Below are 11,892 nucleotides of genomic sequence, written 5' to 3' on the forward strand. Positions count from 1 at the left end.
CGTCTGCAAGGTTGATTGGCAACGCGCCAGTTGACGGTTTGGTCAGCTCGCAAGGCAATTCGAGGGTATCGGGTACGGTGGCTGCGCTGGGATCAGTGCTGCCCGCTGCTGTGCGCGATACCGGCTTTACTGACGGCTCGCCTGCTGGCAAGCCGCCCGGACCAGAGGGGAAATGGCGTAATGGCAACGGTAGACCGCTGGCTGCTGCCAGATGGCATCGAGGAAGTACTGCCACCTGAAGCTGCGCGCATCGAGATCGCGCGCCGCCAGGTGTTGGACCTGTTCCAGAGTTGGGGCTACGAACTGGTCGTCACCCCGCATATCGAGTACCTGGAGTCGCTGCTCACCGGCGCCGGCCAGGACCTGGATCAGCGCACCTTCAAGGTGGTGGACCCACAGTCCGGCCGCCTGATGGGCTTCCGCGCCGACTTCACTCCGCAGGTGGCGCGCATCGACGCCCACACCCTGCGCCGTGAAGGCCCGAGCCGCCTGTGCTATGCCGGTAGCGTGCTGCACGCCCAGCCGCGTGCACTGTCGACCTCGCGCAGCCCGATCCAGCTGGGTGCCGAGCTTTACGGCGATGCCAGCCCTACCAGTGATGTCGAAGTCATCAGCCTGATGCTCGCCACGCTGCAGCTGGCCGATGTGCCGGATGTGCACATGGACCTGGGCCACGTTGGTATCTACCGTGGCCTGGCCCGTGCCGCCGGCCTGTCCGGTGCGGTGGAGCAGCAGCTGTTCGACGCCATGCAACGCAAGGCTGTCGATGAAGTGCAGGCGCTGACCGCCGACCTGCCGAAAGACCTGGGCAACATGCTGCGCGCCCTGGTCGAGCTGTGCGGTGGCCGTGAAGTGCTGGCCGAAGCCCGCGTGCGCCTGGGCCGTGCCCCGGCCAGCGTGCTGGCCGCGCTGGACGACCTGCTGGCGATCGCTGACCGCCTGGCGTCGCGCTACCCGGACCTGCCGCTGTACTTCGACCTCGGCGAATTGCGCGGTTACCACTATCACACGGGCGTGGTGTTCGCCGTGTTCGTACCGGGCGAAGGTCAGTCGATCGCCCAGGGCGGGCGTTACGACGACATCGGCGCCGACTTTGGCCGGGCGCGCCCGGCCACCGGTTTCTCCACGGATTTGAAGACCCTGGTCACACTGGGGCGAGCGGAGGTCGTATTGCCAGCGGGCGGCATCTGGATGCCGGACAGTGGTGATGCGGCCCTCTGGCAGCAAGTCTGCCAGTTGCGCAGCGAGGGCCAGCGTGTGGTCCAGGCCCTGCCTGGCCAGCCGTTGAGTGCTGCTCTCGAGGCGGATTGTGATCGGCAATTGATTCAGCAAGACGGGCGCTGGCAGGTTCTGCCGCTGGCCCAGTGAGTTTCTGCGTCGGCAACAGGCCGGCAACCAAGTTTGCGTGAATGAGGACCAATGTAATGGGTAAGAATGTCGTCGTCCTGGGCACCCAGTGGGGTGATGAGGGCAAAGGCAAGATCGTCGATCTGCTGACCGAACATGCTGCCGCCGTAGTGCGCTACCAGGGTGGCCACAACGCGGGTCACACCCTGGTGATCAACGGTGAAAAGACCGTTCTGCACCTGATTCCGTCCGGCATCCTGCGTGAAGGCGTACAGTGCCTGATCGGCAACGGCGTGGTCGTTGCCCCGGATGCCCTGATGCGTGAAATCACCAAGCTGGAAGAGAAGGGCGTACCGGTGCGCGAGCGCCTGCGCATCTCCCCGGCTGCGCCGCTGATCCTGTCGTACCACGTGGCCCTGGACCAGGCCCGCGAAAAAGCCCGTGGCGAAGCCAAGATCGGCACCACCGGCCGTGGCATCGGCCCTGCCTACGAAGACAAGGTTGCGCGCCGCGGCCTGCGCGTAGGCGACCTGTTCCACCGCGAGCGTTTCGCGGCCAAGCTGGGTGAGCTGCTGGACTACCACAACTTCCAGCTGGTGAACTACTACAAAGAGCCGGCCATCGACTTCCAGCAAACCCTGGACGAGTGCATGGCCTACGCTGAACAGCTCAAGCCGATGATGCTGGACGTCACCGCCGAACTGCACAACCTGCGCCGCGCTGGCAAGGACATCATGTTCGAAGGTGCCCAGGGCTCGCTGCTGGACATCGACCACGGTACCTACCCGTACGTCACCAGCTCCAACACCACCGCTGGCGGTATCTCCACCGGCTCCGGTGTTGGCCCGATGTACCTGGACTACATCCTGGGTATTACCAAGGCCTACACCACTCGCGTAGGTTCCGGTCCGTTCCCGACCGAACTGTTCGACGAAACCGGCGCTACCCTGGCCAAGCGTGGCCACGAGTTCGGTTCCACCACTGGCCGTGCCCGTCGTTGCGGCTGGTTCGATGCCGTGATCCTGCGTCGCGCCATCGACGTCAACAGCATCTCGGGCATCTGCCTGACCAAGCTGGACGTACTGGACGGCCTGGAAACCATCAACATCTGCGTTGGCTACAAGAACGAGAACGGTGCTGTCATCGACGCGCCGTCCGATGCCGACAGCTACATCGGCCTGGAGCCGGTGTACGAAGAGATGCCAGGCTGGAGCGAGTCGACCGTGGGCGTTAAAACCCTGGAAGAGCTGCCGGCCAACGCTCGCGCCTACATCAAGCGCATCGAAGACCTGATCGGCGCGCCGATCGACATCATTTCTACCGGCCCGGACCGCAACGAGACCATCGTGCTGCGCCATCCGTTCGCCTGATCTGCCCTCCAGGCTGATCTGACGCCGTGGCCCTGAAAGGGGCTGCGGCGTTTTCATTTCTGCGCCGAGCGAAAGCAGCTTACCACCTGGCTGAACCTTGGCGTTTATGCCTGCTGTCTCCGGCACAACCCTTGCTGTAAGAAGTTTCTGTAGATGCCATCAAAATAGTGGCGCCAGAAAACACGAGGGTTACACCGTGTCTGCCATCCTCTCACTGTTACGAAGCCGCCTTTTGCGGCCTGTGTTTGTTGCCCTTGGTATCGCTCTTTTGGTGCAGGTGCTGGTTGCCGTTGCGCTTACCCGAAGCACGGTCACTGCCCTGGAGGCCGACCTTGGCGAACGCCTGGGCAATGACAGCCGTCAGTTGGCCGGCGAACTGGAGCAAGCCGGGCAAGATGTGCGCTCGGGCCTGGACAGTCTGTCCAGCAGTACCCGTCAGCGCCTGAGTGCAGGGTTGTCGGCACGCCTGCAAAGCGAACAGCAGCAACTGCGTAGCACCCTGGAAAAGAACCTGAAGGACTCCGCCAACGATATGGCAGAGCTGCTGGCCTCGGTTGCCCCGCGTGCCATCTGGGACAACGATGTGCCGGTGCTCTCAGACTTTGCACGGCGTGCCCAGCGCAATCCCAACGTGCTGTTCGTGGTGTACGACGACGCCCAGGGCCAGCACCTCACCCGCTATCTGAACCGGCAAAACCCGATCAACCAGGCGTTGATGGAAAAAGGCCAGGGCGAGCGAGCGCTGGACAAAGTGATCGATGCAGCTCGGCGCGATCCTGCCGTTTATTTCGTCGAGGCTTCGATCAGCCCCAATGGCGCCGAAATCGGCAAGGTAGTGATGGGGGTTTCCACAGCGGGTATCGAGCAGGAACTGAAGGCGCTCGATCAGCGCTTCGCGGCACTGATCGCCAGTGGCGAGCAACTGGTAGGCGACAGCCTGGTCGGTGCTGCCGCGGACAGCGGCAAAACCCTGCGTGAACGGCTGGAAAAAGCACAGGGCAGTGCTGCTGCCATGCAGGCCAACACCGCGCAAACCGTTCGCGATGCTGCCGGCGAGCTGCGCTGGCGCATTGGTCTGGGCCTGGTGCTGGTTGGCCTGGGCGTGTTGCTGGTGGTGGCCGTGGTGCTTGGTCGTCGTGTGCTGAGCAAGCTGCGCCTGCTGATTGCTGCCCTTGACGACCTGGCGGCAGGCGAGGGCGACCTGACCAAGCGTGTGCCACTCGACAGCCGGGACGAGATCGGCGACATGGCTTCGGCCGTGAACCGCTTTGTCGACAAGTTGCAACCGATCGTGCGCGAGGCGGGCGAGGTCGCCCAGCGTACCGGTGTGGAAATTGGCGCGATGGCCCAGCGTAATGCCGGTGCCGATGCTGCTGCTGCGCTGCAGCGTGACGAAGTGGCGGCCAGCCTGCGTGACCTTTCGAGCATGGCCGATGAAGCCCAGGCCGAAAGCCATGCGATGCAGGCAGCATTGAAACAGGTGGTGGATATCCGCCAGGCCACCGATGAAAACAGCCGCACCTCGACCCAGCTCGCAGGGCTGATCGAAAACCTGGCTGGCCAGGTAGAGACGGGCTCTCAGGTGATCGAGCGCCTGGCCAAGCAGAGTGAGCAGATCGAAGTAGTGCTGACGGTGATCCACGGCATCGCCGAGCAGACCAACCTGCTGGCGTTGAATGCGGCCATCGAAGCGGCCCGGGCCGGTGAGACCGGGCGCGGCTTTGCCGTGGTGGCTGATGAGGTGCGGGCGTTGGCGAGCAAGACGCAAAGCTCCACGGGGGATATCCAGGCGCATATCGCTGCGCTGCAGAAGGGCGCCAAGGAGGCCGTGGCGACGATCAGCCAGGCCGGTCTGAAGGCCAGCGAAGGGCTGCTGGTGCTGCGTGACAACGAGCGCCGTCAGCAGTCTGTGCAGGCGGCGGTGGAGCAGGTTCACGCAGCTATCGGCCTGGCTACCCGTGCGGCCGAGCAGCAGGCGAGCGGGGCGCAGGCGGTGCGTGGTCGGGTGGAGACTATCCATGCCCAGGCCGAGCGGTCGGCCGAAGTAGTGATGCAGACCACGGCCAGCAGCAAGGTGCTGGATGACCTGGCTGCGCAGTTGCGGGCGAGCCTGGGTCAGTTCAGGGCGTAACCCGGGCTTTGTGGGAGCGGGCGTGCCCGCTCCCGCAGGTATTACACAGGCCTTGAGGGCGGTGCTGTACCTGTGGGAGCTGGCTTGCCGGCGATGAGGGCTGCGAGGTTTATGCCTTGTTCAGGTACATCCGCGTGGTCAGCAGATAAACCGGCAGGCCTGACACCACGATCAGCAAGGCTGCATAGGGCGCCGCCGCCGCGAACTCGACGTTGGCCGTATGCGCCCACACCTCGGTAGCCAGGGTGGTCATCCCGGTCGGGCTGAGCAGCAGGGTAGCTGTCAGTTCTTTCATGGCATCCAGAAACACCAGCGCAAACGCTGCCGCCATGGCCGGGAAGATGATCGGCAAGGTCACCCGGCAGAATGCCGTGAAGCTGCTGGCACCCAAGGTGCGCGCGGCTTCCTCCAGTGATGGCGAGGCCTTGTTCAACGCAGTGCGCACCGGTGACTGCGCCAATGGCAGGAACAGCAGCGCATAAGCCAGCAGCAGCAACGCCGTGGTCTGGTACAGCGCCGGCACATAGTGCAGGGCGAAGAACACCAAGGTCAGTGCAATCACCAGGCCGGGCAGGGCGTGCAGCAGGTACGGCAAGCGCTCGGCCCAGATCGCCAGACGGCCTTTGTAGCGCACCACCAGGAAGCTGATCGGTAGCGCCAGCAGCACACAGAAACCGGCACCGCCAAGCGACACCGACAGCGAGGTGAACAGCGCCTTGGAGATGGCTCCCACCGGGAAGGCTGCCGACGAACCCACGCTCAGCCAGTAGCCGAGCATGGCCAGTGGGATACCGCTGCCCAGCACTGCCAGGGCCACGCAGAGTAGCTGCGCCGGTACGGCCCAGCCACGCAGTCGCACGGGCTGCGCGCGGCGTGCCACGCCCTGGCCGATGCGCACATGGCGGGCTTTGCCACGTACACGCAATTCCAGCCACAGCATCACCAGGCACATCGCCAACAGCACGGCAGACAGCATGGCCGCGTTGGCATTGCTGAATTCCAGTTCGAACTGCTGGTAGATCGCCGTGGTGAAGGTCTGCAGGCCGAGGATCGACAACGCACCGAACTCCACCAGCATGTGCAGGGCGATCAGCAGCGCTCCGCCGAGCATCGAGGGCCACAGCAGCGGCAAGGTGACCTTGATGAACACGCCCCAGCGGCTACAACCCAGGGTGCGCGCCGACTCCTCCAGCGAGGTGTCGAGGTTGCGCAGGGTGGCGGCCACCGGCAGGAACACCAATGGGTACTTGGACAGGGCCATGACCAGGATGGCCCCGCCCAGCCCTTCGAAGTCCGAGCTCAGCGACACCCAGGTGAAACTGCTGACGAACGACGGCACAGCGAAGGGCAGGCAAAGCACCACGCCCCACAGCCGGCGGCCAGCCAGGTTGCTGCGCTCCAGCAGCCAGGCCAGGGCCAGCCCGACCACCATGCAGGCCAATGTCACCCCGACCATCAGCATCAGGGTATTGCGCATCAGCCCCCAGACAAAGGGGCGCCACAGCAGGTGCAAGGCTTCACGCCAGCCGGCTTCCCAGGCTTTGATGGCGACATACAGCAGCGGCAGCAAGCTCATCGCCACCAGAAACAGCACAGGCAGCACCACCCAGATGGAGGGGCGCTTGCGGCGCGGTACGAAGCGTACCGGCGCCGGCTCGGACAGGGCGGCGGTCATCAGAGCAGGCCGACCTCGCGTTCAAGCTCGATGGCTTCCTCGGCATTGCCCAGGTCGGCTGGCGAGATTTTCGGCGGGCGCAGGTCCTCGAACGGCTTCAGGCCCCGGTCGGAAACCATGCCCTTGTGCAGCGGGTACTCGGCGGTGGTCTGGGTGATCACACGTTGGCCTTCTTCGCTGGCCATCCAGTTGAGCAGTGCCTGGGCTTCTTTCGGGTGCTTGCTGGCCTTGACCACAGCGGCGCCAGAGATGGTCACCAGGTTGCCGGCATCGCCATCTGCCAGGTAGTAGAGCTTGGTGTCGAGCTTGCCGCGTTCGCGCTCAAGTGCGTACCAGTAGTAGTTGTTCACCAGTACCGCAGCCACTTCACCTTTTTCCACGGCTTTGAGGGCGACCATGTTGTTGGTGTAGGTTTTGCCGAAGGCTTTCAGGCCGGTCAGCCATTCTTCGGTGGCTTCACGACCATGCATCTTCAGGATGGCCACGGCCTGCTCCTGGAATGCACCGCTGGTGGGTACGTAGCCGACGCGGCCTTCCCACTCAGGGTTGGCGAAGTCCATCACTGTGGTCGGCAGGTCTTTTTCATCGACCTTCTTCGGGTTGTACACCACGATGCGCGTGCGCGCGGTGATGCCCATCCAGGTGCCGTTGGCGCCCACATACTCCTTGGGCACCATGTTCGCGGTGGCGTCGTCGATCTTCGCCAGCAGGCCCAGTTCGCCCAGGTTGTTCAGGGGCGGGGACTCTTCGGTGTAGATGAGGTCGGCTGGCGAACGGTCGCCCTCCTCGATGATCTGGCTGGCCAGCTGGTTGCTGCTGCCCTTGCGGATATCGATGTGGATGCCGGTCTTGGCCTCGTAGGCCTTGGCGATGGCTTCGCCGATTTCCTTGTGCTGACCGTTGTACATGGTCAGGGTGACCGGTGCGTCTGCCATGGCGGCCGGAGCGCCGATGACCAGGCTCAGCACGGTGGCGGCCAAGGTACGCATCAGCGGTTGCGGGCGGATCGTCATGCGGGTACTTCCTCGCTTACGGCTACATATTTGGAAACAATGGTAAACGAAATCGTTTCTCAAGTGGCCGGGTGACGAGAAATTCATGGTCAGACCAAGGTGTAACAGTCTGAAGGTGTCAGGTATTTCACTACCCGGAAGGCCTGTGATGATTCTGTGGGAGCGGGCGTGCCCGCCAAGAGGGCGGCACAGGTTTGCACCTATGACCGAAAGAGGAGGGATACAAAAAACGCAGGCAAGAAAAAACCCACTAGCAAGCTAGTGGGTTTTTGTATGGTGCCCAGGAGAAGACTCGAACTTCCACGACCGTTAAGTCACTGATACCTGAAACCAGCGCGTCTACCAATTCCGCCACCTGGGCAAAGCTTTACATCATCTGCAGAAGGCGACTATTGTCAGCTTCACACAGCAGTAACAGATCCTTGGTCATCTATTACTTGAAAATATTTGGTGCCCAGGAGAAGACTCGAACTTCCACGGCCGTTAAGCCACTGATACCTGAAACCAGCGCGTCTACCAATTCCGCCACCTGGGCACACATTCGAGGTTACTTGATGCTTTACAGCGTCGTTCATCTCTACTACAACTTCGGGGTTGTCCGTCGTTGTGGTGCGCACTATACGGACGGTCCGGGGGGCTGTAAACCCCCCAAGCGAAAAAAATTTCAAAAAATTCAACTTGTTGATTCCGCAGGCCTATTCCTGTTCGCCGGAAGCGCCGGTGGGGCTGTCCAAGGCTGACATTTCCGGTTTCAATACGCCTATGCCAGAATTCATATCTATATACCCCAAGGTGAACCCCTTCTGATGGCCGATTGGCAATCCCTCGATCCCGAGGCCGCTCGCGAAGCGGAAAAATACGACAACCCTATCCCCAGCCGTGAGCTGATCCTGCAGCGCCTCGCCGACCGTGGCGAACCGGCCGCGCGTGAGGAGCTGGCGGCCGAGTTCGGTCTGTACGAAGAAGACCAGATCGAAGCCCTGCGCCGCCGCCTGCGTGCCATGGAGCGCGACGGCCAGCTTATCTATACCCGGCGTGGCACTTATGCCCCGGTAGACAAGCTGGACCTGATCTGTGGTCGCGTCTCCGGCCACCGCGATGGCTTCGGCTTCCTTATTCCCGATGACGGCAGCGAAGACCTGTTCCTCAGCCCGTCGCAGATGCGCCTGGTGTTCGACGGTGACCGCGGCCTGGCCCGTGTCTCTGGCGTCGACCGCCGTGGCCGCCGCGAAGGTGCGCTCGTCGAGGTCATCTCCCGTGCCCACGAAAGCGTGGTCGGCCGTTACTTCGAAGAAGGTGGCATTGGCTACGTAACCCCGGACAACCCGAAGATCCAGCAGGAAGTGCTAGTAACCGCCGGGCGTAACGGCGGCGCGAAGATCGGTCAGTTCGTCGAGATCAAGATCACCCACTGGCCAACCCCGCGCTTCCAGCCGCAAGGCGACGTGGTCGAGGTCATCGGCAACTACATGGCACCGGGCATGGAAATCGACGTTGCCTTGCGCAGCTACGACATTCCGCACGTCTGGCCTGATGCTGTCGTCAAGGAAGCGCGCAAGTTCCGCTCCGAAGTCGAAGAGAAGGACAAAGAGAAGCGCGTCGACCTGCGCCACCTGCCGTTCGTCACCATCGACGGTGAGGATGCTCGGGACTTCGACGACGCCGTCTACTGCGAACCGCTGGGCAAGCTGCGCCTGTTCTCCGGTGGCTGGCGCCTGTATGTGGCGATTGCCGACGTGTCCAGCTACGTTCGCCTGGGCTCGGCCCTGGACGTCGAGGCTCAGCAGCGCGGCAACTCGGTGTACTTCCCCGAGCGTGTAGTGCCGATGCTTCCCGAAGAGCTGTCCAACGGCCTGTGCTCGCTGAACCCGCACGTCGACCGTCTGGCCATGGTCTGTGAAATGACCATGAACAAAGCCGGCCAAATGGTCGACTACCAGTTCTACGAAGGCGTTATCCACTCCCACGCCCGCCTGACCTACAACAAGGTCAGCAGCATGCTCGAGCACGCCCGCACCCGCGAAGGCAAGGCGCTGCGCGAGGAATACAAGGAAGTCGTACCGGACCTTAAGAACCTGTACAACCTGTACAAGGTGCTGGTGGATGCCCGTCACACCCGTGGCGCCATCGACTTCGAAACGCAGGAAACCCGCATCATCTTCGGCGACCAGCGCAAGATCGCGGAAATCCGCCCGACCGTGCGCAACGATGCCCACAAGCTGATCGAGGAATGCATGCTGGCGGCCAACGTGGCCACCGCCGAGTTCCTGCAAAAGCACGGCGTGCCAGCCCTGTACCGCGTGCACGACGGCCCGCCGCCGGAGCGCCTGGAAAAGCTGCGCGCCTTCCTCGGTGAGCTGGGCCTGAGCCTGCACAAAGGCAAGGACCCTTCACCGAAGGATTACCAGGCCCTGCTGGCGAGCATCGCCGGGCGCCCGGACTTCCACCTGATCCAGACCGTGATGCTGCGTTCGCTGAGCCAGGCCGTGTACAGCACCGAGAACAATGGCCACTTCGGCCTGAACTACGAGGCGTACACCCACTTTACCTCGCCGATCCGCCGTTACCCGGACCTGCTGGTGCACCGCGCCATCCGCAGCATCATCCGTTCCAAGGTCGATACCCCGCACGTCAAGCGTGCTGGCGCCATGACCATTCCCAAGGCGCGTATCTACCCGTACGACGAGAACACCCTGGAGCAGCTCGGCGAGCAGTGCTCGATGACCGAGCGTCGGGCCGACGAAGCTACCCGTGACGTGGTGAACTGGCTCAAGTGCGAGTTCATGAAGGATCGCGTGGGCGAGACCTTCCCGGGTGTGATCACCGCCGTGACCGGTTTCGGCCTGTTCGTCGAGCTGACCGACATTTACGTAGAGGGCCTGGTGCACGTCAGTGCGCTGCCGGGCGACTACTACCACTTCGACCCTGTGCACCACCGTCTGTCGGGCGAGCGCACCGGGCGCAGCTTCCGCCTGGGCGACACCATTGAAGTGAAGGTCATGCGTGTGGACCTGGACGAGCGCAAGATCGACTTCGAGGTGTCGGAAAAAACCCTCGCCGCACCGATCGGCCGCAAGCAGCGCGGCGCCGCGTCAGCAGCCGACAAGGTTGAACAGCAGCCGGTAACCGAAGCGAAAGCCACGCCTAAACCGCGTAGCCGCAAGAGCGAAACCGCCGAGGCGTACTTCCCGAAAGACGCCGTGCAGCGTAACGCCGAAGTGCGCAAGAGCCGCGAAATGAAAAAGGCGCTGATGAGCGAGGCACGCAGTGGCGGCCATGCCAGCAGCAAGTCGGACAAAGGTGGCAAGGCCTCCGGCTCCGGCAAGCCGACCAAGCACCGTAAAGGCCCGCCGAAGTCCGGTGCGCCACGCAAGAGCAAGAGCAAGTCATGAGTCAGCTGGAAAAGATCTACGGCGTGCACGCCGTGCAGGCATTGCTGAAGCACCATCCGAAGCGCGTCAAGCAGATCTGGCTGTCGGAAGGGCGCAGCGAGCCACGCCTGGAAACCTTGCTGGCGCTGGCAGCGGAGAACCGCGTGCCGGTCGGCCAGGCTGAACGCCGTGAGCTGGATGCCTGGGTAGAGGGCGTGCACCAGGGCGTGGTCGCCGAGGTCAGCCCAAGCCAGGTGTGGGGCGAGTTGATGCTCGAAGAGTTGCTTGAGCGCACCGAAACGCCGCCGCTGATCCTGGTGCTGGACGGTGTGACCGACCCGCATAACCTCGGCGCGTGCCTGCGCACGGCCGATGCGGCCGGTGCCACGGCTGTGATCGTGCCCAAGGACAAGTCGGCCACCCTGACGCCGGTTGTGCGCAAGGTGGCCTGCGGTGCGGCAGAGGTGATCCCGCTGGTGGCCGTGACCAACCTGGCGCGGACGCTGGAGAAGCTGCAGCAGCGTGGCCTGTGGGTGGTGGGCACTGCCGGCGAGGCCGAGCAGGAGATCTACCAGCAGGACCTGACCGGGCCACTGGTGATGATCATGGGCGCGGAAGGCAAGGGCATGCGCCGGTTGACCCGCGAACATTGCGACTTTTTGGTGAAGTTGCCGATGGGTGGCAGCGTCAGCAGCCTGAACGTTTCGGTGGCGACCGGGGTTTGCCTGTTCGAAGCGGTGCGCCAGCGGCAAGCCAAGCGCTGATCGCGTAAGCCTGTTCCGGCCTCTTCGCGGGTAAACCCGCTCCCACAGGATTTTCACTGTCTTCAAGGCTGTGGGATCCCTGCGGGACCGGTTTTACCCGCGAAAGGGCCGGTAGCCTGAGAATATGTTTCAGACTGTTCAAATATTCACCAGCCTCCTTGCTTGTCCGCCCCGCCTTCTCTACAATTGCGCCCCTTGCCGAGCTGGCAGGCGCTCATGTG

At 63.1% G+C, this 11,892-nt stretch carries 7 protein-coding genes, 2 tRNA genes and 1 pseudogene; 6 read left to right on the plus strand and 4 right to left on the minus strand.

Annotated elements, in window-relative coordinates; all coding sequences use genetic code 11:
- Nucleotides 1–180: 180 nt before the first annotated feature.
- The 4 genes and pseudogenes from B9A31_RS03225 (at nt 181) to B9A31_RS27660 (ending at nt 4,848) form a co-directional block, all read left to right on the plus strand.
- Nucleotides 181–1,368, plus strand: a complete 1,188-nt coding sequence (locus B9A31_RS03225) for an ATP phosphoribosyltransferase regulatory subunit (RefSeq protein WP_019097352.1) — start codon at nt 181–183, stop codon at nt 1,366–1,368.
- Between the two features lie 56 nt (nt 1,369–1,424).
- Nucleotides 1,425–2,717, plus strand: a complete 1,293-nt coding sequence (locus B9A31_RS03230; RefSeq protein WP_016712316.1) for an adenylosuccinate synthase — start codon at nt 1,425–1,427, stop codon at nt 2,715–2,717.
- 1,012 nt (nt 2,718–3,729) lie between these two features.
- Nucleotides 3,730–3,942 (plus strand): annotated as a pseudogene (locus B9A31_RS27655) (methyl-accepting chemotaxis protein); the annotation flags it as partial.
- Between the two features lie 201 nt (nt 3,943–4,143).
- Nucleotides 4,144–4,848, plus strand: coding sequence for a methyl-accepting chemotaxis protein (locus B9A31_RS27660; RefSeq protein WP_371058791.1), 705 nt, complete (start codon nt 4,144–4,146; stop codon nt 4,846–4,848).
- A 109-nt stretch (nt 4,849–4,957) separates the two neighbouring features.
- Here the strand turns inward: B9A31_RS27660 and B9A31_RS03240 are convergent, their stop codons facing one another.
- The 4 genes from B9A31_RS03240 to B9A31_RS03255 form a co-directional block, all read right to left on the minus strand.
- Entirely contained in the window at nt 4,958–6,523 is a 1,566-nt protein-coding gene (locus B9A31_RS03240; RefSeq protein ID WP_025752433.1) for an ABC transporter permease, read from the minus strand.
- On the minus strand, nt 6,523–7,536 hold the full coding sequence (locus B9A31_RS03245; RefSeq protein WP_025752435.1) for an extracellular solute-binding protein: 1,014 nt from the start codon (nt 7,534–7,536) through the stop codon (nt 6,523–6,525). Before B9A31_RS03245 ends, B9A31_RS03240 begins: the two co-directional genes overlap by 1 nt.
- A gap of 274 nt (nt 7,537–7,810) precedes the next feature.
- Nucleotides 7,811–7,897: transfer RNA gene (locus B9A31_RS03250), tRNA-Leu, on the minus strand.
- Nucleotides 7,898–7,984: 87 nt separating this feature from the next.
- Nucleotides 7,985–8,071: transfer RNA gene (locus B9A31_RS03255), tRNA-Leu, on the minus strand.
- 271 nt (nt 8,072–8,342) lie between these two features.
- Here B9A31_RS03255 and rnr point away from each other — a divergent pair.
- Nucleotides 8,343–10,928: a ribonuclease R gene (rnr, locus tag B9A31_RS03260; protein WP_084296654.1), complete on the plus strand. Its 2,586-nt coding sequence runs from the start codon at nt 8,343–8,345 to the stop codon at nt 10,926–10,928.
- Nucleotides 10,925–11,671: a 23S rRNA (guanosine(2251)-2'-O)-methyltransferase RlmB gene (gene rlmB / locus B9A31_RS03265; protein ID WP_016712311.1), complete on the plus strand. Its 747-nt coding sequence runs from the start codon at nt 10,925–10,927 to the stop codon at nt 11,669–11,671. The genes rnr and rlmB overlap by 4 nt, the downstream gene beginning before the upstream one ends.
- Nucleotides 11,672–11,892 lie beyond the last annotated feature (221 nt).

Origin of the sequence: Pseudomonas sp. URIL14HWK12:I5 (assembly GCF_900176445.1) — a bacterium.
Lineage (GTDB): Bacteria > Pseudomonadota > Gammaproteobacteria > Pseudomonadales > Pseudomonadaceae > Aquipseudomonas > Aquipseudomonas monteilii.